General features: G+C 53.2%; 20 protein-coding genes and 4 tRNA genes. 7 read left to right on the forward strand and 17 right to left on the reverse strand.

Annotated features, from left to right (window positions below; translation table 11 throughout):
* Positions 1–148 precede the first annotated feature (148 nt).
* The 4 genes from H511_RS0112365 to H511_RS0112380 all read right to left on the reverse strand — a co-directional run bounded on the left by H511_RS0112365 (position 149) and on the right by H511_RS0112380 (position 648).
* Positions 149–235: transfer RNA gene (locus H511_RS0112365), tRNA-Leu, on the reverse strand.
* Between the two features lie 132 nt (positions 236–367).
* A tRNA-Gly gene (locus H511_RS0112370) sits at positions 368–443 on the reverse strand.
* Positions 444–495: 52 nt separating this feature from the next.
* Positions 496–571: transfer RNA gene (locus tag H511_RS0112375), tRNA-Gly, on the reverse strand.
* 3 nt (positions 572–574) lie between these two features.
* Positions 575–648: transfer RNA gene (locus H511_RS0112380), tRNA-Cys, on the reverse strand.
* A gap of 376 nt (positions 649–1,024) precedes the next feature.
* Between H511_RS0112380 and H511_RS0112385 the strand changes: the two genes are divergently transcribed.
* A complete protein-coding gene (locus tag H511_RS0112385) occupies positions 1,025–1,777 on the forward strand; it encodes a bifunctional UDP-sugar hydrolase/5'-nucleotidase (RefSeq protein WP_027252572.1) in 753 nt (250 codons plus the stop codon).
* A 60-nt stretch (positions 1,778–1,837) separates the two neighbouring features.
* Here the strand turns inward: H511_RS0112385 and H511_RS0112390 are convergent, their stop codons facing one another.
* The 6 genes from H511_RS0112390 to H511_RS0112415 form a co-directional block, all read right to left on the reverse strand.
* Entirely contained in the window at positions 1,838–2,470 is a 633-nt protein-coding gene (locus tag H511_RS0112390) for a bifunctional 4-hydroxy-2-oxoglutarate aldolase/2-dehydro-3-deoxy-phosphogluconate aldolase (RefSeq protein WP_027252573.1), read from the reverse strand.
* A 14-nt stretch (positions 2,471–2,484) separates the two neighbouring features.
* A complete protein-coding gene (locus tag H511_RS0112395; protein WP_248616598.1) occupies positions 2,485–3,378 on the reverse strand; it encodes a sugar kinase in 894 nt (297 codons plus the stop codon).
* A gap of 193 nt (positions 3,379–3,571) precedes the next feature.
* A complete protein-coding gene (locus H511_RS0112400) occupies positions 3,572–5,062 on the reverse strand; it encodes a sodium:solute symporter family protein (RefSeq protein ID WP_027252575.1) in 1,491 nt (496 codons plus the stop codon).
* Positions 5,063–5,283: 221 nt separating this feature from the next.
* Entirely contained in the window at positions 5,284–5,676 is a 393-nt protein-coding gene (locus H511_RS0112405; RefSeq protein ID WP_027252576.1) for a RidA family protein, read from the reverse strand.
* A 45-nt stretch (positions 5,677–5,721) separates the two neighbouring features.
* Complete coding sequence (locus H511_RS0112410; protein WP_027252577.1) at positions 5,722–7,161, reverse strand: N-acyl-D-amino-acid deacylase family protein; 1,440 nt, start codon at positions 7,159–7,161, stop codon at positions 5,722–5,724.
* Positions 7,162–7,222: 61 nt separating this feature from the next.
* Complete coding sequence (locus H511_RS0112415; RefSeq protein ID WP_027252578.1) at positions 7,223–8,086, reverse strand: MurR/RpiR family transcriptional regulator; 864 nt, start codon at positions 8,084–8,086, stop codon at positions 7,223–7,225.
* A gap of 169 nt (positions 8,087–8,255) precedes the next feature.
* Here H511_RS0112415 and H511_RS0112420 point away from each other — a divergent pair, with 169 nt between their 5' ends.
* On the forward strand, positions 8,256–9,530 hold the full coding sequence (locus tag H511_RS0112420) for an amino acid deaminase (RefSeq protein WP_027252579.1): 1,275 nt from the start codon (positions 8,256–8,258) through the stop codon (positions 9,528–9,530).
* A gap of 140 nt (positions 9,531–9,670) precedes the next feature.
* On the opposite strand, the gene H511_RS0112425 is transcribed toward H511_RS0112420, so the two are convergent.
* The gene (locus tag H511_RS0112425; RefSeq protein WP_027252580.1) at positions 9,671–10,582 is read right to left on the reverse strand and encodes a LysR family transcriptional regulator; all 912 of its coding nucleotides are present in this window, start codon (positions 10,580–10,582) and stop codon (positions 9,671–9,673) included.
* Between the two features lie 113 nt (positions 10,583–10,695).
* On the opposite strand from H511_RS0112425, the gene H511_RS0112430 reads away from it, so the two are divergent.
* The 3 genes from H511_RS0112430 to H511_RS0112440 all read left to right on the forward strand — a co-directional run bounded on the left by H511_RS0112430 (position 10,696) and on the right by H511_RS0112440 (position 12,442).
* Positions 10,696–11,352, forward strand: coding sequence for an alanine--tRNA ligase-related protein (locus H511_RS0112430; protein WP_036759504.1), 657 nt, complete (start codon positions 10,696–10,698; stop codon positions 11,350–11,352).
* 26 nt (positions 11,353–11,378) lie between these two features.
* Positions 11,379–12,014 carry a LysE family translocator gene (locus H511_RS0112435; protein WP_027252582.1) on the forward strand — a complete coding sequence of 212 codons (636 nt, stop codon included), beginning with the start codon at positions 11,379–11,381 and terminating at the stop codon, positions 12,012–12,014.
* Positions 12,015–12,241: 227 nt separating this feature from the next.
* A complete protein-coding gene (locus H511_RS0112440; RefSeq protein ID WP_027252583.1) occupies positions 12,242–12,442 on the forward strand; it encodes a hypothetical protein in 201 nt (66 codons plus the stop codon).
* A 71-nt stretch (positions 12,443–12,513) separates the two neighbouring features.
* Here the strand turns inward: H511_RS0112440 and gloA2 are convergent, their stop codons facing one another.
* The 5 genes from gloA2 to amrS form a co-directional block, all read right to left on the reverse strand.
* A complete protein-coding gene (gene gloA2, locus H511_RS0112445) occupies positions 12,514–12,900 on the reverse strand; it encodes an SMU1112c/YaeR family gloxylase I-like metalloprotein (RefSeq protein WP_027252584.1) in 387 nt (128 codons plus the stop codon).
* Positions 12,900–13,589: an MOSC domain-containing protein gene (locus tag H511_RS0112450; RefSeq protein ID WP_248616591.1), complete on the reverse strand. Its 690-nt coding sequence runs from the start codon at positions 13,587–13,589 to the stop codon at positions 12,900–12,902. Before H511_RS0112450 ends, gloA2 begins: the two co-directional genes overlap by 1 nt.
* On the reverse strand, positions 13,586–14,038 hold the full coding sequence (locus tag H511_RS0112455; protein WP_027252586.1) for an OsmC family protein: 453 nt from the start codon (positions 14,036–14,038) through the stop codon (positions 13,586–13,588). Before H511_RS0112455 ends, H511_RS0112450 begins: the two co-directional genes overlap by 4 nt.
* A gap of 61 nt (positions 14,039–14,099) precedes the next feature.
* Positions 14,100–14,399 (reverse strand): glutaredoxin domain-containing protein, encoded by a 300-nt coding sequence (locus H511_RS0112460; protein ID WP_027252587.1) that lies wholly within the window; start codon positions 14,397–14,399, stop codon positions 14,100–14,102.
* Between the two features lie 99 nt (positions 14,400–14,498).
* Positions 14,499–15,623, reverse strand: a complete 1,125-nt coding sequence (gene amrS / locus H511_RS0112465) for an AmmeMemoRadiSam system radical SAM enzyme (RefSeq protein ID WP_081669268.1) — start codon at positions 15,621–15,623, stop codon at positions 14,499–14,501.
* Between the two features lie 169 nt (positions 15,624–15,792).
* On the opposite strand from amrS, the gene amrB reads away from it, so the two are divergent.
* Positions 15,793–16,596, forward strand: coding sequence for an AmmeMemoRadiSam system protein B (amrB, locus tag H511_RS0112470; protein WP_027252589.1), 804 nt, complete (start codon positions 15,793–15,795; stop codon positions 16,594–16,596).
* Positions 16,550–17,164, forward strand: coding sequence for an AmmeMemoRadiSam system protein A (gene amrA / locus H511_RS0112475; RefSeq protein ID WP_036759506.1), 615 nt, complete (start codon positions 16,550–16,552; stop codon positions 17,162–17,164). Before amrB ends, amrA begins: the two co-directional genes overlap by 47 nt.
* A gap of 83 nt (positions 17,165–17,247) precedes the next feature.
* On the opposite strand, the gene H511_RS23330 is transcribed toward amrA, so the two are convergent.
* Entirely contained in the window at positions 17,248–23,112 is a 5,865-nt protein-coding gene (locus H511_RS23330; RefSeq protein WP_051288126.1) for a tandem-95 repeat protein, read from the reverse strand.
* Positions 23,113–23,143 lie beyond the last annotated feature (31 nt).

Consider the following 23,143-nt stretch of genomic DNA (forward strand, 5'->3'; position numbering starts at 1 on the left):
GCAGTGAAAGTGTTGGTGAACCCGAATATGGGTAGGAAATCACAGTAGGCGACGAATAATCGGTAAGCGATGAGGTACTAATAGCGATTCCGAAGGCAGGAAAAGAAAAACGGCTTACAAGCGTTAGCCTGTCAGCCGTTGATTTTGATGGTGCCCCGGGCCGGACTTGAACCGGCACAACGCGAACGTCGAGGGATTTTAAATCCCTTGTGTCTACCAATTTCACCACCAGGGCACGCAATTCTGGATTGCGATGGGTCAACACCATCTTTCACACCGAAAGTTATCGTTGTGATTTAAAATCTGTAGCGACTCGACTGGATTCAGGCACGAGCTTGCTCGTGTTCAATCAAATCGCTATAAAATCTGGAGCGACACACGAGGTTCGAACTCGTGACCTCAACCTTGGCAAGGTTGCGCTCTACCAACTGAGCTAGTGTCGCATCATTTTTCATCGTCAGGTACGATGACAACCGCTTTTGCAAGCTGAGAATTTGGAGCGACACACGAGGTTCGAACTCGTGACCTCAACCTTGGCAAGGTTGCGCTCTACCAACTGAGCTAGTGTCGCAAATGGAGGCGCGTCCCGGAGTCGAACCGAGGTACACGGATTTGCAATCCGCTGCATAGCCACTCTGCCAACGCGCCTTAAACTGATGAACCGATTCGGTTATCGTTTATTACCATGACCGCTTCGTCGTTAGCCTCCGTTGCGGTACGGGATGCATTCTACGCAATGGAGAGATCGAGTCAACTGCAAAATTCATCATTTTGAACTGAGTGATTATTTTGCGTTCAAAACCTGTCTTTCTTCTCGTTTTTTGCCCGATGGCGTATGGCCTCAGGCTGAGTTTTCAGCGCTACAAGAGGGAGTTAGCCTCTTTTACAGGTAAAAGCAGTCGTCTGTTTTTTTGCTAATTCAGCGATTTTTCTGCCACCTGTTCTTACACCATGTCACCTGGCCTCTTGTCATTTCCTTGCAAAAAGCAGAAAATAGCGACCCAGATCACGTTCCGATATTGTTATGCGCCGTTTCATCCTTTGCCTTTTTCTTCTGATGGGTTCCTTGCTGGCAGGCTGCACGCCCAGCCTGCAGGATAGTGCTCATCTGCAGGTTCGCTTTCTGACTCAGTTGCCGCCTTCGCCAAGTCAGGCTGATCTTGATCATGTTACCCTGCCAAGCCGTGATGGCATCACCTTTTATTCCGCGCAAAATCCGAATGTGGAACATCAGCCGTTTTCCTATATCACAGCCATTACTTCAGAGGTACGGGAATACAAAGATTCGGTGAATCTGCTGCCGCAGGCAAATTATCCGGTACTGGCGAGCAATATTGATTTTGGGCTGAAGCAGAGTGAGACAGGCGTTTATGCCTATAACCGTTATAAAGGCCGGGCGGACGCGCTGATTCGCTGGTATGGCAATACGCAGGTGGCTTATCTGGCGTTAATTAATCCGTATCATGATCAAACGAATAGCTTACAAGAGCAGGATCTTGAGTTACTGCGCAACAGTGTCGACCGTCTGCAAATCAAAGGTATCAAAAACATCGTGTTATTAAGCCAGTATCCGGCCAGTGCTTCACCAGCCTTACTGCAAGCCATTCAGGGCGTGGATGTGGTCATCAGTACCGGCGAAAAGAGTCAGACACAATTGGCCAAAAACACTTGTATGGCACAGTTCTCCCAGAGCCGGACAGATAACTTAGCCCTGGTGTTTGATCCCAAAGGACATCTGACACAGTGCCGTTTCGATTCATCAGGTTCGGCAACGTAACAAAAAAGCCACCCCGTTCACGGAGTGGCACACAACTCAAACAAGAATGAAAGTCATGACTTAGTCGCGAACCAGCTCGACGGCTTCGCGCACCAGACGACCGATCTCATCCCAGTCGCCATTGTCGATCAGTGCCGGTGACACCATCCAGGTTCCGCCGCAACAAAGCACACGATCAACAGCCAGATAATCGCGAACGTTCGCTTTGCTGATCCCGCCGGTTGGCATCAGGCTGACATCAACATAAGGTGCCAGCAGGGATTTCACCATGTTGATGCCACCTGACGCTTCTGCCGGGAAGAATTTCAGAAAATTCAGCCCCAGCTCCAGCGCCTGTTCAATCTGGCTTGGGTTATTCACGCCCGGCACCACAGCAATGCCTTTCTCCTGACAATAGCTAACCGTGTTCGGGTTCAGACCCGGTGCCACAATAAACTCTGCACCAGCTTCCTGCGCGCGATCAACCTGCTCGGCATTCAACACAGTGCCGGCACCAATACACAGCGACGGATACGCTTGATGCATCAGACGGATCGCTTCCGCCGCAGCGTCGGTACGGAAAGTCACTTCCGCCACAGGCAGGCCATTTTCTACCAGGGTTTTCGCCAGCGGCACTGCCTGCTCAACACTGTTGATCTGGATAACAGGAATGACTTTAAATTGTTTCAGTTTTTCAATCAGGGATTGAGACATTAACTTCTAGCTCCTTACATAATGTCTGTCATAGCGTCAGGCGGGATAATGGCGCCTGGGTGTTGAATAACGATTGCGGCCAGTTGATGGCCCAGTTCGGCAGCAACACTGGCCGTTTGCCCACTTAAGCGTCCCGCCAGGTATCCGGCAGCGAATGAATCGCCGGCAGCACAGGTATCCACCACGTTGTCGACCGGATTGGCCGCCACTTCACAGGCTTCGGGCTGTTGACTCTGCAAACCGGTCACCACCACGCAGGGTGCAGCGCCGCGTTTGATGACCACCTCGTGGCAGCCCAGATCGCGGCACCGTTCGATCACGTCACTCTGGCCCCACACTTTGTGGTCATCATCTTCTGTGATCAGGGCAATATCGACAAATGGCAGCACCTGCTTGTACCAGTACTGCGCCTGTTTCGCCGTCCACAGCTGCGGACGGAAATTATTATCGAAGACGACTTTGCCGCCGTTGGCTTTGTGCTTTTCCAGTAAGGTGATCAGAATGGCTTTGGCTTCTTCAGCCAGAATGGCCAGACTGATACCACTGATATAAAATACATCAAACTCTTTGTTCACAATTGACTTTTCCAATGGCGTGACGTCTGAGGCGAAATAAAACTTCGCCGCACTGTCGTTGCGCCAGTAATGAAAATGACGCTCGCCATTAGGTTCGGTTTCAACCAGATACAAACCGGGTAACTTATCTTCCAGACGTCGCACCAGCCGCGTATCGATATATTCTTCCTGCCAGGCAGACAACATATCCTGACTGATATTGTCTTTTCCGAGCGCAGTCGCATAGCTGACATCCAGTCGGCGGGAACGCCCTAAACGCGACAGATACAGCGCCGTATTTAAGGTGTCTCCCCCAAACGTACGACGCAGTGGCTGGCCGCTTAACTCGACCATACATTCACCAAAAAATGCGATTTTCACACTGGTACCCTTCAATGAGATTGAACACTAGAGCCGGCAAACCTTTTGCGTTGAGTACGGCTTAACGACACCAACAGCAAAGGTTAACCGCTTCTAATTAAAGCCTAATTCATGATGCAGGCCTTGGTTCATCACAAAGACCTGCATTTTTACAAGTTTCAGCGAATTATTTCGCACAAGCAGCTTGAGTACCGATGTCCTTCTGAACAGTGTTTTCCATCGCTTCACGCTCTGCATCCAGAATGGCTTTCGCCTGAGCAGGCGTGACCTTGTTGGCAGGTGTGACCAGGCTGACGGCAACACCGGCGGCCAGCGCTGTGATCACAGAAGGGATACACGGATTGCCCCAGTAAGCACCCCACTCGGCATTCAGGATAATGGCAAAGGAGGCTGCCGATGCACCAGCCAGTGTCGCCAGCGCGCCCTGCCAGGTGTAACGTTGCCAGAAGCGTCCCAGCATGCCGCAGACAAACATGCCTGACATCACGGTGGAAATCATTTTGGTGATATAGCCGATAATGTCATTGGAGGTCAGGGCAAACAGCAACGCCATGCCAATCACGATCACCAGCGACAGGCGGGAGTACAACACCATTTTGTCTTTGGATGGCACTTTGCCGGTGAACAGGATTAAGACATCGCGCAGCAAAATAGACACCCCGGCAATGGCATCCGAACTGGCGCTGGACATAGTGGCTGACAGACCGGCAATCAGCACGACCATGCCAATACCCACCGGTAATACCGTTGCCGCAATGTACGGAAAAGCATAATTGGCGTTATTCAGCTCGGGATTGATCGCATGGGCTGACATACCAATGATGGCCGGAATGATAGAGAAAAACAGATACAGCACACCGGACATCACGAAAGAGCGCCGGATGGTAGACACATTTTTGCCGGAGTAAATACGCTGGCGGAAAGACGGTGTGGCTAAGATACCCACACCCACCACAGTGGCCAGAGACAGCGCTGGCAGACCGCCCAGTTTATCAATACCCAACAGGCTGACAGCGGCAGGGTCCATGGCTGCGTAGAGGTTTTCCAGCCCGCCGATCTGATTGACTGACAGCACTGCCATCAGGATAAAACCGGCAAACAGAATGACGGCCTGGATAGTATCCGTCCACACCACAGCGGTATATCCACCTATCACCACATAAATCGTAAAAGCAGCGGCGATAATGATTTTAGCGGTATTCAGGTCAATATCGGCAATCCAGGCCAGATACAGACCGCCACCCAGAATATGGGCGCCAAGCCAGCCGATACACGCGATAAAGATCAGCAATCCGACCACGTTTTTGACCGCTTTGTTAGCGCCCACGTAGTAAGCCAGTTCTTCGCTCATGGTCATGAAGTTCAGCTTGCGCACCGGCGCAAACCACCAGGCGAGCAGCAGGATACCCAACGCACCGCCGATACCGTAAAGCGCACCGGCCCAACCATTGTTATAGCCGAAACCCACGGCCCCCATACTGGAGCCGGTACCGACCATAGTCGCCACTGTTGTCCCTAACATCAGGAATAATGGGAGACCGCGTCCGCCCAGCAGGAAATCTTCACCCGATTTCTGCGAACGGGACACAAACCATCCCAGCCAGATCATAAACACTACATATGCACCGAATCCGGTGAGAAAGAGTGTACTGTTCATTCCATACCTCTTATAATCCGTCATTGCTTTTATTTGCTTGGGGATAAACCTGCTTGGTTATCCCATGTATTACTGAATTGAGCTTTCATTTCAGTAATTTGCTTTTTATGGGCTGGTGCATTGCCAGCCCTTTTTCTGTGTCTCCGTCTGATATATTCCAGCTCAGAGTGATTGTTCTTGCGCTATTTCAGGCTTCAGCGTTTCCGATAAAGCTCAGCCAATTAACGGCGATCTTCACGGTAACAAGTGACATCCACTTCGACTTTCACATCGACCACCAGATCGCACACCATGCAGATACGCGCCGGCGGATGCTCACCAAAAAACTCTTTGAAAACTTTATTGAAAGACTGGAAATAGCGTGAATCGGTCAGCACCACTTTCACATGCACCACATCTTCCAGGCCGTAACCGGCTTCTGTCATGATATCGACACAGTTCTGAATCGCCAGACGCGACTGATCAACAATGCCGCCTTCAACCACTTCGCCGTCTGTCATCGGCGTCTGCCCGGACACATACAAAAATCCGCCCGCCTGGGTTGCACGTGCAAATGGCAAATGCTGACCGCCGGTTCCTGTTCCGCCTTCTACGCCATAACGAATGATCGTCATATTTGTTCTCCACTAATGTTCACTGCTAAAAATTCGGTGTAAGAGTCAGGATTGTTGTCTGGTCAGAAAGCGGCCATGACGTTGCGGGCTGACCCGGCCCTGCCGGTAACTTATCTGTCCGTTCACCATCACCAGCTCAATGCCTTCTGCGGCGGCAATCGGGTTTTCGAAACTGGCTGCATCTTTAATGGTGTTCGGGTTAAACAGCACCAGATCAGCATGAGCGCCTTGCGCAATCACGCCGCGGTCTTGCAGGCCGAAACGCTTCGCTGACATGCCTGTCATTTTGTGGACCGCCTGCTCAAGCGAGAACAGCTTGCGCTCCCGGCTGTAATAACCCAGCACGCGGGGGAATGCGCCCCACAAGCGCGGATGCGGGTGCGGATCATTGGGCAGACCGTCTGAACCCACCATGGTCAGGCGATATTTCAGTACACGCTCAACATCGGCTTCATCCATACAGTGATACACGGCACCGGCAGGTTGCAGGGCGTTGGCCGCCTCTATCAGCGGCAGGCCCATGTCACTGGCAATGTCTTTGAGCATGGTGCCAGCGTATTGCGGGTGCTTTTCTGACCAGGTAATAAAGATGTCGAACTCATCCGTGACCTGATTCAGATCCAGGGTTGATGAACTGGCGGAATACGGATAGCAATCGCAGGCAACGTCCTGACGCTGAGCGGCCGATTCCATTCGCTCCAGCACTTCGACCGTCCGGCCCCAGTTACCGGCACCGGCACATTTCAGATGCGAAATCACCACTGGCACTTTGGCGTGCTGGCCGGTACGGAACGCTTCATCCATGGCATCAAGGATCTGCTCAAACTCAGTGCGCATGTGGGTGGTATAAATACCACCGAATGCCGCCAGTTCTTCCGCCAGTGCCATGACTTCTTCCGTCGGTGCCTGCTTGGCCGAGGCATAAGCCAGACCAGAGCTCAGCCCTAACGCACCGTCTGCCATCGCCTGCTTTAACTGTGCTTTCATTGCCGAAATTTCCTGCTTGCTGGCAGCGCGGTACAAATCATCCATCACGTTATTACGCAATGTGGTATGGCCGACCAGCGCCGCCACATTCACGGCCGGCTGCGCCTGACGAACAGCGTCTGCGTAAGCGGCAAATGTCGGGTACTTAAAGTCCTGCTGTTTGCCCAGCAGGTTCATGGGATCGGGCGGATCCCCGGCCAGAATCGCAGGCGAAGCACTGATGCCGCAGTTACCGACAATCACAGTGGTAACACCCTGGCTGATCTTCGGCTGACAATCGGGAAAACGAATGACATTGGTGTCGTCATGGGTATGGACATCAATGAAACCCGGAGACAGGGCCAGATGCTGACCATCAATGATCTGCGCCGCTTCACTGCCAGCCAGATCACCTATGGCGGCAATACGGCCATCCTTGACGGCCAGATCAGCCAGATACGCCTTGGCACCTGTGCCATCAACGATGGTGACATGGCGGAATACGGTCTCAAAATGCATGCGTTTTCCTTCTCTTTGTATGCTTGGATACCGCCATGCCGGGATACATCAGGCTAGCGGGTTAATCTCCCAACGGCTGGCGATCATCGCCGCCCCTGTGGCTGTCTAACGCCAGTTTCAGCCGGCGCAGCCTGTCGCGGGAACGACGCTTCTGGCTCAGTGCCAGTTCAGTCGACAGCACATCAATCAGTGCCATCATGGCGTACCGCGAGGCCGAGGGCTTATAAATGAAGTCGGTTTCATCCGTGACCAGCGGCAGCACCACATCACTGACCTTTGCCAGCGGTGAATCCGGTGCGGTTATCGCGATCACCTTCAGCCCGTATTGCTTGGCAATCGATGCCGGTTCAACCACTTCAGCCGTATAACCTGTGACTGACAGCGCAACCATCACATCTTTGCTGTCGGCCGTTGAGGCCACCATCCGGGCTAACAGACCATCGTTGTAAGCACTGACGGCAAAGCCAATACGGAACAAGCGAAACTGCAGCTCCTGCGACATGATGGTAGAGCCGCCCCCCATCCCGATGGACAAAACCTGGCGCGCATTCAGCAGCATCTCAACGGCTTGGGCGACATCTGCCTCGTTCACGATTTTGCGGTTGATGTTGATGACGTTCTTAATCGACTCGTACACCCCCTGGATCCCCGACTCATCCGGACTTTCATGGATGAATCTTTGTCCTACCGCCAGTGACTGGGCCAGCTTCATTTTCAGGTCGCGCACATTTTTACAGCCCACCGCTTTGGCAAAGCGGGTGATCGTGGCTTCACTGACGCCGGCTTCTTGAGCCAGCTCTGTGATGCTGGCTGACGCTGCACCACTTAAATCGTCCATCACCAGGCGGGCGACTTTTTTTTCTGCTTCTCTTAATTGAGGGAAGCATTCTGTAATTCTGGACACTATGTCCACTTCAATGGTCACGGCTGCCTTTCCTCTATGGGGTGAATACTAGTAAGACGGGCGGCAACAAACAGTGAGAAACCGCACAATTCATCTCGTATTGTTTGATAGTTTCTAACACCAGGAATACTATCAACGTGCCACAAGTCATACATGGCAAGGCCTAAAGGCTATGTTAGGAGAATAACCAATGCCTCAAGCAAACAAAAAGCATGTTAGTAAATACCAAGAATTCGATCACAAAAACTTTCCTGCAGGCACCAAAGGTGTGTGGGTAGACGAAAAAAGTGACGGTCTGTACAGCCTGATTAACGAGGAGATCTGCCTGCCTGCTGCCGTGATCCGCAAATCGGCTATCAACAATAACCTGAACTGGATGCAGCAGTTCGCCAATCATCATCAGGTGAAATTGTCGCCGCACGGTAAAACCACAATGACACCGGCGCTGTTTTCAGAGCAGCTGGAAGCCGGTGCCTGGGGAATCACTGTGGCCACTCCCGCGCAGGCCGAGACAGCGGCAGTGGCGGGCGCCAGACACATTCTGATGGCCAATCAGCTGGTCGGCAAAGCCAACATGGCACTGATTGCCCGGCTGATGCGCCAGCACGGCGCACAATTCTATTGCTGTGTTGACTCCTGTGAAAACGCCGCTCAGCTGAGCCACTTCTTTTCAGAAGCGTCGCTCACGCTGAATGTGCTGATTGAATACGGTGTACCTGGCGGGCGATGCGGGTGCCGTAATCACGAAGAAGTCGAGACACTGGCCGGCTTCATTCAGGCCGCCAAAGGCCTGACTTTGCACGGGCTGGAGGTTTACGAAGGTGTGATCCACGGTGCGGATGCTGAAGATAAGATCCGGTTATTTCTGCGCGATGCCGTAATGCTGGTCGAGCAACTGGCCGAGAAAAAACTGCTCACAGTCGACAGCCCGATTGTCACAGGGGCAGGCTCTGCCTGGTACGACATAGTGGCTGATGAGTTTTCATCCCATCCGCACTTAAATGCCATCATACGTCCGGGTTGCTATCTGATCCACGACACAGGTATTTATCAGGATGCTCAACAACAGGTGATGTCCCGGGCGAAACACAATCAGGGCTATGCCTGTGAACTGGGCGGCGATCTGGAGTCTGCCCTTGAACTGTGGGCCTATGTATTGTCTGTGCCTGAAGCCTGCAAAGCCGTGATCGGTATGGGGAAACGGGATGTGGCTTTTGATGCCGGGCTGCCTCTGGTTGAACGCGGATTCCGCGACGGCCAGCCGCTGAATGTGCAGGGACTGGAAGCCACCGCGATCATGGATCAGCATACCTTTGTCAATGTGCCGGCCGGTTGTGATCTCAAAGTCGGGGATATCCTGGTGTTCTCGACCTCACACCCCTGCCTGACCTTCGACAAATGGCGCTACATCTGTGTCGCCGATGATGCAGATACGGTGACGCATTTCGTGGATACCCGCTTCTGATACCTGCTCCTTATGCCTGTCTCAGGTTATGACGCCGCAGCCATCCTCAGGGTGGCTGTTTTTACGTCACGCCTGCGCCGATGCCATGCCTGTGTCGATGCCATGTCTGTGTCGAGAATAGAAGACGCATCTGCAAGCACTCAGCGACCTAATTTACCCACAATATAATCAGCAAACAGGCTCACTTTGGCCGGAATATGGCGCGTTGCCGGGTACAGCATCCACAAATCACCTGTGTAGGCGGTTTCAAATTCCCAATCCGGCAAGACCTGTATGATGCTGCCATTGGCGATGCCCGCTTCTGCCACAAACACCGGCAGACTGGCTATGCCTATGCCCTGCTCCGCCGCTTCGAGCCGCACACGGGAATGGTTGGCGCGGTAACGACCGGTCACAGGCACAGTCAGCCGGCTTTCGCCCTGCCTGAAGCGCCATTTTGAATCTGCATCGTTTTCGCCCAGCGAAATACAGCTGTGCTGCGTCAGCGCTTTGGGGTGGGTCGGCGTCCCTCTGCGACTGAGATAATCCGGTGACGCGCAAAGCACATGATCGATCGGCATCAGGCTGCGCCCTATCAGTCCTTGCGGCGGCTGGCGGGTAATTCTGAACAGGATGTCTATCTCCTGCTCAATCAGATCCAGCGCCTGATCATCCAGCACCAGGTGCACATCAATGTCCGGATACAAACTGAGAAACTCCGCCACATAAGGATGAATCAGCGAATGCGCAACGGCTTTGGGCGCGGCGACTTTCACCACACCACGGGCTGAGCTGTCCTGGCTTTCGCAAAGTGCTAACACCTCTCTTGCGGTGTCATCCAGCTGCAGGCAACGCTCGTACACTGTCCGGCCGGTTTCACTCAACCGCAGTTTGCGCGTGGTACGCTGCAACAAGCACACCCCCAGTTGCTGCTCAAGCTGCTTGATGGCGCGACTGACCGCAGAAGGCGACACACCCAATAACCTGGCAGATTCGGAAAAACTGCCGGTTTTCACCACAGACACAAAAATCGCCATGTCCTGCATTAAGCCAATGTGTTTATTACTGCTCATGCCGCCTCTGATTAATGCACTCTGCGCAAAAGTTATTTGAATTGATGATGGATTATCATGTAGTGCAGCCACTATTACAATGGATAACAAACAAGCGGACAGGGAAGCACAAGATGACAACACAAGCCTTATACCTGGATTCACATGCCCTTCACTGTGAAGCCGAGTTACTCGCCTGCTATCAGGAAGGCGAGCATTGGATTGCCGTGCTGGACAAAACCGTCTTTCATCCGCAAGGCGGTGGCCAGCCCGGCGACACAGGCCGCATTACCACCCATTGCGGTGAACGGGCGCAGGTACTGCACACCAAAAAAGCGGGTGACATTATCCAGCATGTGATCAGCCAGCCGTTACCGACCGGCATAGTGACCATTGCTATGGATAAAGAACCCAGAAATACCCACAGCATACTGCACAGTCTGGGTCATCTGATTGGCAATATCGGGCAGCAGAATGGCTGGCAACCCGAGAAAGCACACCACTGGCCTAACGAGTGCCGGGTCGAATTCTCGCCCCGTGATCATGTTGTCGAGCTGGACGAACACACTATATTACAGCACCTGACCCGACTGATTGCGGCCGATCTGCCCATGCGCTCGCACACAGAAGCAGATGGCACACGCTGGGTTGGCTTCGGTGATCTGGCGGCCTGGCCCTGCGGCGGCACCCATGTCGCGACCACCGGCGAGATCCCGGCCAATGTACAGGTTTCAACCAAACTGAAAAAAGGTAAGCTTCAGGTTCGCTATCAGATTGCTGATAGGGGCTGAGTCCAACAAGCATAAGGATATTGCTGATGTTAAGTGAATACTGGCCTGAATTTATTTCTCTGGCGCTGATCCATTTTATGGCCGTTGTCGCCCCCGGCCCCGATTTTGTCATGACGGTCCGCCAGAGCCTCAGGTTTGGCCGCCGACACGGTATAATGACCGCCTTCGGCATCGGCGCGGGACTGTCGGTGCACGTGCTCTATACCTTGCTGGGCGTCAGCGCCATTATGCACACCTCAGAGTGGCTATTGATCGCCGCCAAACTGCTGGGCGCCGCGTACCTTGTGTATCTCGGTGTGCAATTATGCCGCAGCAAACCGGCCGCCAGTGATGCCCCGGCAGTCGATGCAACACCGGAATCAGGCCATCAGACCCTGCGTCGCGCGTTTGGCACAGGTTTTCTGACCAATGCCACCAACCCGAAAGCCACGCTGTTTTTTCTGGCCATTATCACCAATGTGGTCAGCCTGGATACACCACTGACGATTCAGATGTTCTATGGTGTCTGGATGTGCATCGTTACCGCCTTGTGGTTTGTCCTGGTCAGCCTGCTGTTTTCCGCCGAAAAAGCCCGGCTGTGGTTTCACCGTCAGATGCACATCATTGAGCGTACTTTAGGCGTGGTCCTGATTGCCTTCGCGGCAAGACTGGCTTTCGTGTGACAAGCGGCAGACAAACAATCCCTTCGTCTTTACAGCTTTGTCACCCCTGATTACATCCTCCGGGATTACACTCGCGGTCAGAAGGTGTATCATTCGCCCCGAAATAACGACCAATCCGGGTAATATTCCGGTTGGTATTAGACGTGCAGTTCGTCCGTTACTGGCTGTCAGCCGGGAAGGCCAACAACAAGCATGCATACACCTTGGACTCATAAAAGAGGATTGATATGGCGTTTATTGATTTCGTCCAGGCAGGTCTGTTCAGTCTGGGCGTGCTGGCCGTTGCTCTGGCGGGAGGCTGCTTGTTCAGCATGCTGACCGTTCAAAAAGAAGAAGTAGATTGTATCGTTGAAAAGCGCGTCGAATACGGCGTTTTTGGCGGGGCTTGTATTATTTTTGCCAGCCTGATTGGCTACGCCCTGTCGTAATCATCTGCAAACTGCGTGACAAGACAACGGGCTACCTGCGTAGCCCGTGCTTAATGACTGAAAACGCCCCTTCATTCGCCTTGATACAACTCCAGCGGCAAACCATCCGGATCACTGAAAAACGTAAAGGCTTTTCCTGTCAGTTCGTCAATACGAACCGCTTCAGTCGCAATGCCCTGCTCATTGAGCCATAGTGCCGCGGCCTCTACCGATTCAACGGCAAACGCAAGGTGCCTGAGCCCCTGAGCTTCAGGATAACTTGGCCTCGGCGGGGCGTCGGGAAAAGAGAACAGCTCAATCTGACTGCCGTCCGGCAGGGCTAAGTCGAGCTTCCAGGATTGCCGGGCTTCACGGTAATGTTCAGAGACAATATCCAGCCCGAGCAGATCGACATAAAACGCTTTCGATCTGGCATAATCGGAACAGATGATCGCCGTATGGTGGATCCCTTTCAACATCAGCCCGCTCCGTTGAGGCGGAAATGCCAGTTTTCGAGCTCACCGGTATTCAGGCGTTTCTCAACCGTGTTGCGCCAGCTGACCGACAGCGCCTCACACTCTTGCAGCATGCGCAGCTTGTCCAGATTCATCGGGTCATTGAAATACCAATCCAGCACGCGTTTCACCGTGAACCTGTCTTCTCCTTGCTTGATCAGCACCAAAGGTTCATCGCTGCTGACATATCCCGGTGTAATCACCCGGTACAGCCAGCCGCAACGCCCTGTCTGCTGCATAACTTCAGAGAAGTCCGGCAGTTCCCAGCGTCGGCTGAGCTTAAAGCAAGGAGAACGGGGCTGGCTGATTTCTATCACCGCCTCGCCCCACTGGTAGCGATCACCCAGCCGCACATTCTCTTCTGTCATTCCCTGGGTACTGATGTTCTCTCCCACCCCGGGTGTCGGCCAGTCACGGTCCGGGAACTGCTGCTGCCAGAACGCATAATGTTCCAGCGGATACTGATGCAACGCCCTTTCTGTACCGCCATGAAATTTAGGCTCGGCGCATTCATCGCCATCCAGTCCGGTTACTGAGAGGTACAGTTTGCCGCTGACCGCCTGCTTGGCCATTGCGGTTCTGATGCCGTATCTTTGCGCCACTTTACCGCTGTACAGGCCTGCCAGTGCTATGGCCGTATCGAGCTGAATCAATGACTGAACTCCTTTCCATTCAGCCGGACTGTGGTATTCAGGCTGTTGGCAATAAAACAGTTGTCGTGCGCTTTGTGATGCATTTTTTCCAGCACTTCAGGTGATACCTCTACACCGTCGACAAAAGTGATGACAGGGTTGAGATCGATAGCGGCCACTTTGGTTTTTCCGGCGTCGTTCTTACCCAGTTCAGCCGTGACATTGTCCTGATAGCTGGCAACCGGCAATCGTTTGAGGTGAGCAATGGCCAGGAAAGTCAGCATGTGGCAGGAAGACAGAGCCGCCATCAGGCCTTCTTCCGGGTTGACTTTATCGGCACTGCCTTTGAAATCCGGCGCTGACGAAGCATTGAGAGATTGCCCGCTGCCAAACTGGATCTGATGATCCCGGCTGAATTCTTCACCCGGCTGACTGTTACCCTGCCAGGCGACTTTGACGTTAAAACTCATACCGACCTCCTACTGAATGGTTAATCAATAAAGAAAAGGCTCCCAACGGGAGCCTTGCTTATCACAATTCGAAATCACCAAGCGCATCGGCTTCAACCTGCCGCTCTAAAAAAGCGACCAGATCATCGTGACCCCCGATATATTTACCGTCCAGGATGATTTGCGGCACAGTGCGTACTGTGGTATTTGCCACTTGCTCGATAAATGCAACCATCTCGGTTTTTTCTAACTGCTGACCCAGTACCAGCGTTGTATAGTCAGTACCGCGATCATCCAGGATAGCTTTTGCTCTCACACAGTAAGGGCAGTTTGGTTGGGTAATGACCAGGTTCTGAAACTGGTGTAATTCTTCAATAGTCATACGGGACGTTCTCTGTTTGGTACCGGGAAAAACGGTAAGATAATGCAAAGCGGCACAGGAGTAAAATCTCAGTGCCCGGCTTGCTGGTTTTATCCGCTTTCAGGCACGAATTTGGATTGGGATCCTTCTGCGACCAAAGCTGCCCTGGTAAGCCGTAAACCGTCCTGCCAGATGAAAACCGCAATGTTTACAGCAGCCGTTCTCCGTCAGGGAGTAATCGCCCAGTGCATACCAGTTGCGTGAAATCACCCGCTGTCCACAACCCGGGCAATAAGTGCTGTCGCCAGCCTGATCGAACATATTACCGACATAGACATAATGCAGACCGGCCTCCAGCGCAATCCGTCTGGCCTGCAGGACAGTGGCAGGCGGTGTCGGCGGCGTATCCATCATTTTAAAATCAGGATGGAAGGCACTGAAGTGTAAAGGCACATCCGGGCCAAGGTTGTCCATCAGCCAGCGGGACATTGCTGCGATTTCGGCCGGGCTGTCATTCTCACCCGGGATCAGCAAAGTGGTGATTTCAAACCACACACAGGTTTCGTGGCGAAGGTATAACAGCGTATCGAGCACAGGGGCCAGATGGCCGCTGCAGATTTTATGATAAAAGTGCTCAGTGAAGGCTTTCAGATCGATATTCGCAGCATCCATCTGGCGGTAGAACGCCTGCCGGGGCGCATCGCAAATATAGCCCGCACTCACCGCCACGCTGTGGATACCATGAGCATGGCAGGCTTGCGCACAATCCATGGCGTACTCCATGAAAATGACCGGATCGTTGTAAGTGAAGGCAATAGAATCACAGCCGTACGCCTTGGCCGCCCGGGCAATCTGCTCCGGCATGGCCGTTGCGCCTAAGGTATCGATTTCACGCGATTTGCTGATGCTCCAGTTCTGACAAAATTTACAGCCCAGGTTGCAGCCCGCCGTACCGAATGACAACACTGAGCTGCCGGGATAGAAATGATTCAGCGGTTTTTTCTCAATAGGATCAATACAAAAACCGCTCGAACGCCCATAGCTGGTCAGCACTATCTGGCCATGCTCCGCCATGCGTACAAAGCAGGCGCCGCGCTTACCCTCGCGCAACCGGCAGTGCCGCGGGCAAACGTCACACACCACCCGGCCGTCGTCCAGCTGGTGCCAGAACTCGGTAGGCCAGCTTTCAGCTGAGCCGTTTCCTTTTGCAATCTGCACTGTCGGTGCCGGGGTTCGTTGTGCCATGGCGGTGATTTCTGTCCGGTTGGGTTGCTGGCAATGGTTCCGGTCGCTGTTCTGGTAACAGCCCGGTCATTATTCCTTCCTATACTTAACTATAGTTGGTGGCGCTCTGTTCTTGCCTGCAAGCGGTGCGTTACCTTGTTGCAGTAATAACGAAGACAAAGGCCAGACAATGACCATTCGCGCTCCCGCCGTGGCTGGACGGTTTTATCAGGCTTCACCGCTCGGGCTGAGAAAACAGATTCAGCAATGGTTTGCTGAACCCTGTGACGCTGAGCTGATGCCAAGGGCGCTGATCGTGCCGCACGCGGGATATATGTTCTCCGGCGAAGTAGCTGCCAAGGCTTTTCGCTGGCTGAAAAAAGCGCACAGTCAGTATCGCAAAGTGATTTTGATTGGACCCAGCCATCATTATGTGTTTGACGGTTGCGCCCTGCCTGCTGACCAGTATTTCGCCACACCGTTAGGTGACGTCAAAATCGACTTACAAGGTGTTGAAAAGCTGTCGCATTTGAATGATATTGAGTTATCAGATCATATACACGAGCTGGAGCATTGCCTGGAAGTACAGTTACCTTTCCTGCAAAGCTGCCTTTCTGCGTTTACCCTGCTGCCTGTTCTGACCAGCCGCATTGCACCATCCCGGCTGGCAGAGATTATCGATCCCCTGTGGCAGGACGATACCCTGCTGGTGATCAGCAGTGATCTGAGCCATTACCACCCCTATGCAGATGCACAGGATATCGATCACCGTACACTGACAGTGATCGAAACGTTCGACCCCAGTCTGACACCGCAGCAAGCCTGCGGATCAACCGGGATCAACACCTTGTTATTACTGGCGAAGCAAAGAGGCTATTTCTTAACACAAATAGAATACAAAAATTCCGGCGACACAGAAGCCGGAGATAAGGAGAGAGTCGTTGGATATGTCAGTTACCTCGTGTCCGCCACCACCCAAACCGGCCCTGAATAAAGGGGAAATGACCCAACTGCTGGATATTGCCAGAGAGGCCATTCGCAGCCATTTCTCTGAAGCACTGCCGCGACCACCACAACTGGATCTATACAACCGTAAGTTGCTCGCCAACGGCGCATGTTTTGTGACTCTGGAAGTTGACGGCGAACTGCAGGGCTGCCTGGGAACAGTGACCGCCAATGAGCCTCTGGTACTTGAAGTGCACAATAAAGCCAGAGACAGCGCCTATCAGGACAGACGCTTCATGCCGCTGACCGAAGAGCAGCTCAGCAGCCTGACCATAGAGGTGTCTGTGCTTTCTGATCCTAAACTGTTGCAGGTCGATTCCGAAGAAGCGCTTCTCGCCTATCTTGAAGAGCACAAAGTGGGAGTGATTCTGACCGAGCACCATTCGCAGGCGGTCTTTTTACCTCAGGTTTGGGATAAACTGACCTCACCGGCTGCCTTTATCAAAGCGCTGAAGCAAAAAGCCGGCTGGCCGATCAATCACTGGTCACCCAATGTCAGAGTGAAAACCTTCACCACGACGCAAATCAAAGGGAAGTATTTTTCCCAGTTTGTATAAGCAGCTATTGCCAAACGAATACCGCACCCGATGCTGACACATGCCGGCATCGGGTTTACCTGGCTATGATTTCCGGCTACGGGCTACTGCCCAAACTGGTAACTCAGCGTCAATGTGACCTGGCTGACATCGTTGATATCAATGAAATAACGATTGAATTTCCCACCGACCCGCCATGCCGGTGTGATGCGATAATCCAGCCCGGCTGTCAGATACGGATCGACCCCCCAGTCGGATGAACTGAGTGTCTGTCCCTGAAACGTACTGCTGTAATCCGCTTCCCAGCGGTAAACGCCGCCACCGACTAAAAAGCGGAAATCATTATCAGACACCACAGGATAGCGCACGTCCAGTGCCACCCCCGAGGTCAGCACAGGTGTGGCCTTGACCACACTCTGATGATAGTCATCAGACACAGCGCTAGTTGGTTTGAGTGTGGCCTTGCCGTCCCCCTGATCCAAATAGCGGGCCGTCAGTATCCAGTGATGATCGGTTTCATAGCCCACCCCCAGTGACACAGCCGTGTCAGTGTCATCTTGTGAGACAAGGGTATCCGCCGGCTGAGTATGTCGCTCGCTGGCTTCACTCACGCCCAGTTCGGCATCGACAAACCAGGCTGCCTGGCTGTTAAAGCTGATCAGCGCCAATACCAGCGCCAGCAGCCGTCCGCCCCAGCGGCGCATGACTCCCAAACCGCCGAGTAATACCAGCATCAGGGCAGTGACAGCCCCTCCTGCCCGGTTTTTCACCACCATACCTTCGCTGAGTGTGGTGGTCACACGTGCCTGAGCGCTGGCCTCCAGACCGGTCGCATCCTGAATGTGATAGGTAATGATACTCTCTCCTTCATAACCGGCTTCGGGCATAAATGTCAGGCTCTGATCTGTGTTTATCGTCACCGAGCCTCGGTTTGCCACTGCAGACACCACTGTCAGACTGTCGCCGTCAGCATCTGTGTCATTGCCCAGCACGGCAATGACCACGGCCGTTTTATCATCAGTCTGAATAATATCGTCCACCGCAACCGGGTAATCGCTATTCAGCACTGTCACTTTCGCTTGCGCATTCGCAGTGCCGCCTGTCCCGTCTGAAATGCTGTAACTGATGGTCGCAACACCATAGAAACCATCAGGAGCGGCATAGTGGATCTGATTAGACATCAGATTGACGACGCCGAAATCCACCGATGCCGCCAACACAGACAAGGGATCATTGTTGGCATCCGTATCATTGGCCAGCACATCTATCGTTGTGTTCCCGTTCCGGTTGAGCAATACGGCGTCATCCACAGCAGATGGCGACAGATTGGCACTCAGCGGTACACCAACACCGCCCGGGTCCAGTACACTGCCATTGGCCAGGCCGTCATCATCATTCGGGCCACCATCTTGTATGGTTAACTGTACACACCAGTGTCCTTCCTGTAATCCGGCCTGCCACTGACTATCGCCCGGGGGCGGACAGTAACCCGCTTCACCCTGAGCAGAAGACACAAGGTTTTGTGCATCAGTGACAAAATTTTTCCAGCCCTGACTTTCTGTGAATTTACGATAAACCGCGTTTGCCGGTATGGGTAAGCGTTGCGGCAATACCACCTGATAACTCTGACCGGCTGTCGGCAAACCATGAGCAATAAAGTCAAAGACACCACCGGTGTTTTTGACCTCGGCATCGGGCGGAATTTCACTGGCCAGCAGCTGTACGCCTCCCATCTGATTACCTGCAACCGTCACACCTTTGCGCAGGCACACACCCGGGTCGCCTTCCAGCAGATAGCGGCCAGATACCACGGCCTGCTCTTGTATGACGTTACAGTCTGTCGTCACATCCAGATAATCCGGGATGCCATCGTCATCAGAGTCAATGAAGCCTTCCTGGTTGTCAGGCAGCAGATCGCCATCACTGTCCTCACCACCTAACTGAGGCAACTGAGCAATAGCCTCCAGATAAATATGTTTCACCACAGACTGAACAGGCGTACCGTTATCCGTGACGGTCAGTTTTAGGCTGTACACACCCTGCGACAGCGCACCCGGCGCAAAGATAAAGTGTTCATCCCCGGAGCTGAGATTAGCTAGCGCACTGTCGCTGGCTTCCCACAGATAGCTATGGCTGTCTGCACTGTTCACATCTGTAACGTGTGCACTCACAGTAACCTGGCCGCCAGAGATATCCACAATGTGCCGGGAATCGCCATCCTGAGTAATCTCTGTACTCACCCTTGGTGCCAAGTTCTCCTCTGAGATAGTCAGTGTGTAATCTGACTTACTGCCAAGATTCAGCGTGGAAGGTAAAGTGACTTCCAGTGTCTCCGGCCCTTCCGATATCCCATCGTTCAGCACATCAAACTCAATCGCAGCGCTTGTGCCTTGCTCAATCTCAAGCACGCCATCCAGCAGGGTATGATCATTCGCATCACTGCTTCCTGACACGGTATAAGGAATGGTCACCGGGTAATCAGGCGCAGGGCCATTGAGATGAACGCTGATGCTGTGCGTTGTCCCTTCCGTGGTGTGGTCATCTTTAGAGAGTGTGATTAATGGATGCAGAACAACCTGCTGGCTGGCCTGGGACTCATTACCCTGCGCATCCACCGCCCGCCAGTAAACCGTATGCCTGCCCGGCTTGAAGACAGGTGTCTGATCCACCAAAGAGACAGCCAATGGCTTGCCTTGACTGTCGGTGGCTTTAGCAACGCCCAGATTCACTCTGGTAAACAAACCGGTTGCATTCAGCTCAACATCAGCCGGCGGCTGAATCGTGGGAGGCCGGCTAACTGCCGATTCAATAACCACTGTTACCTGACCAGTTTGCTGCTCTCCCTTACCATCACTGGCACCATATTTCAGCGAAAATGTTCCTTGCTGTGTGGTGGTCAGAACTGCCTGACCATTTTGTATGGTGGCTGTTCCTTTCACCGCCGTCACCCACATCAGACTCAGCAGATCCTGATCGATATCCGTGTCGTTACTCAGCACATCCAGAACATAACGACCCGATGTGTTGGCTTTAAAGTGATACGAGTCCGAAACAATCACGGGCGGATCATTCACCGGCGTCACATCAATCGACACGGTATAAATACCTGATACCGCCTCGCCGTCAGTGACCTGATAATTGAAGCTATCCGCACCGTTAAAGTCGGCAGAAGGTGTATACAGCCAACTGCTGCCCTGGGCGGTTAAACTACCGTGTAATGGTGCGTCAGTTACCAGCAGACTCAGTGCTGTGCTGTCGACATCGGTCATCGCCGGGGCAATACTCAGGCTGGTATCTTCGGCCAGAGTAAGCGTCAGGTTTTCTCCTTGCGGTGCATCATTAACGTTATTCACGCTGATACTGAATGCTGCCAGAGAGGCCGATTCACTGCCATCACTCACACTGATAACAATGCCGCTGCTAGTGCCGACATGGCTGTTATCCGGCGTACCGGACAACTCACCTGTCTGCGTATTAAAGCTGGCCCAAACTGGCTTGTTCTCAATGCTGAAGGTCAGCGTATCCGCATCGATGTCGGATGCCTGAGGAGTAAAGCTGTACTGAGTGTCTTCAGACACCTGATCCTGAGGCTGTCCGCTGATAACAGGCGCATCGTTAACATTGTTGACTGTCAGGGTGAACGGCGGCAGCGATGTGGTTTTATCACCATCAGTAACACTGATCACTATGTTGCTGACGCTGCCTACAGCATCATTATCCGGCACGCCATACAAACGACCGGTCTGCGCATCGAAACTCGCCCAGTCGGGCAGATTAGTAATACTGAAGGTCAGGCCATCGCTTTCGACATCCGCAGCCACCGGCTGGAACTCGTAGCTCTGGTCCTGATCGACGCTAAGCACGGGCGTGCCGCTGATGGTCGGTGCATCATTGACCGTCTCGATCGTCACTGAAACCGTGGCTGTATTGGAAACGTCGGCCTCGTTATCAGAAATGGTGTAGGTAAAACTGTCAGTACCGGACTGCTCCGCATCCGGGGTATAGCGCAAACTGCCGTTACCCAGATCCAGCAACTGACCCAGCTGAGGCGGCGTCAGCACCTGAATGGAGTTCAGATCGAGTGTACCGTCCAGATCACTGTCATTGCTGATCAGATCAATATCAACCGGGGTGTCTTCCTGAGTCGTTACCTGATCGGCATTGGCAACCGGCGCATCATTCACGGCCTGTACCGTCATGGTCACAGTCGCAATACCGGATTCAGCACCCAGATCATCACTCACTTTATAAGTGAACTGATCCTCACCACTGAAATTCAGCGCCGGGGTATAGGCTACTGTGCCATTGCTGTCCACGCTGACACTGCCCTGTTCCGGCTGGGTCACTATCGTCAATGTATTTGCGGCTATCGTGCCGTCAATATCCTGATCATTACCCAGTACATTCACTGTGTGCGGCGTATCTTCCAGCAAAGTAGCGGTGTCATTCACGACCACTGGTGCATCGTTGACACTGGTCACAGTCACAGTAACCGTGGCTGGCTGGGAGGTCGCGCCCAAATCGTCCTGCACGACATAGGTGAAACTGTCATTACCAAAGAAGTTAGCCGCTGGGGTATAAGTCACCTTGCCGTCTGCCGCAACGCTGGTCTGTCCCTTCTGTGGTTGAGTGATCACCTGGACGCTGGCTGGTGCCAGAGTGCCGTCAAGGTCGCTGTCATTGGCCAGCACCTCAATAACACCGCTCTCATCTTCGTTGACTGACAAGGTATCAGCCACAGTAACAGGGGCGTCATTCACACCGGCGACGTTGATGGTCACAGTCGCCGTGTTGGATACCCGTCCTGTGCTGTCCTCTACGGTATAGGTCAGGGTATCCGTGCCTTCGTAGTTTGCTTCTGGCTGATAATGAATCTTACCGTTTTCAACAGTGGCCGAGCCGTGTGAAGGCTGAGTGACGATTGCCAGTGTGGCCGGTTGCAGAAGATCGCCTGAATCGACATCGCTGTCATTGACCAGCACATCAAGAATCACCAGTGTGTCTTCGTCTGTACTGCCGACATCCGCCGTTGCCACCGGCTCATCAGCCACAGGAGTAACAGTGACAGTCACTGTGGCCGGTGAAGATGCAGCGCCGTAGACATCCTGAACCTGATAGGTGAAGGTGTCTGTCCCGGCGAAATTCGCATCCGGCGTATAAGTAATAGTGCCTGTCCCGGTATTGATACTGGTACTGCCATGCGAAGGCGCAGTCAGAACGGTGACACTGGCTGCATTAAGCTGACTGTCAGTATCGCTGTCGTTGTCGAGCACACTGATAGCAATCAGGTTATCTTCCGCGACTGTCACCGCATCACCGGCCGCAACCGGTGCAGCGTTGGCGATGGTAAAGTTAAACACTGTCTCGCTACTGAAACCGGTAAATGGGTTGCCGGCAACATCCGTCAGCGCATCATTAGTCATAGTGACGTAATACGTATGCGTGGGGGTAAAGGTCTGTCCGGGCGACACAGTCAGGGTATGACCCGAAATACTGACCTCTGCAGCGTCCATGTTATACGTCGCCAGCGTGGAGGCGGCAGTTGCATCATGGATACTCAGGCTGCCACTTCCGGCCTGAATCGCTTCGCTGAAAGTCATCGCCAGATTGCTGTTGTAGCTGACATCCGTGGCATCATCCTGCGGGCTTAGCGCTGTGATGTAAGGCAAGGTACCGTCATATGACAGGACTAACGATATCGCCGCCTCATTTGCGTTGCCATTGGGATCAGTAAAGCGGCCACTGGCAACATCCAGAGTGACATCGCCGTCGGTATTTGGTGACAGAGTGGCTGTGTAAGTCGTGCCACTGCCGGTGAAGTTCGACAAACTGCCGCCCGTCACTGCTACATCACCGATAGCGAAATCGCTGCTGCTCTCACTGAGGGTGAAAGTAATGGTGGCGGTCTCGCCCTGTTTCAACGCGGGTTTATCACTGCTGATGGTCACTGTCGGCAGCACGGTATCCACTGTAATCGCTGTCTGCGTGGCCGCGGTGTTG

It is taken from the genome of Photobacterium halotolerans DSM 18316, assembly GCF_000425165.1.
Classification (GTDB): Bacteria; Pseudomonadota; Gammaproteobacteria; order Enterobacterales; family Vibrionaceae; genus Photobacterium; species Photobacterium halotolerans.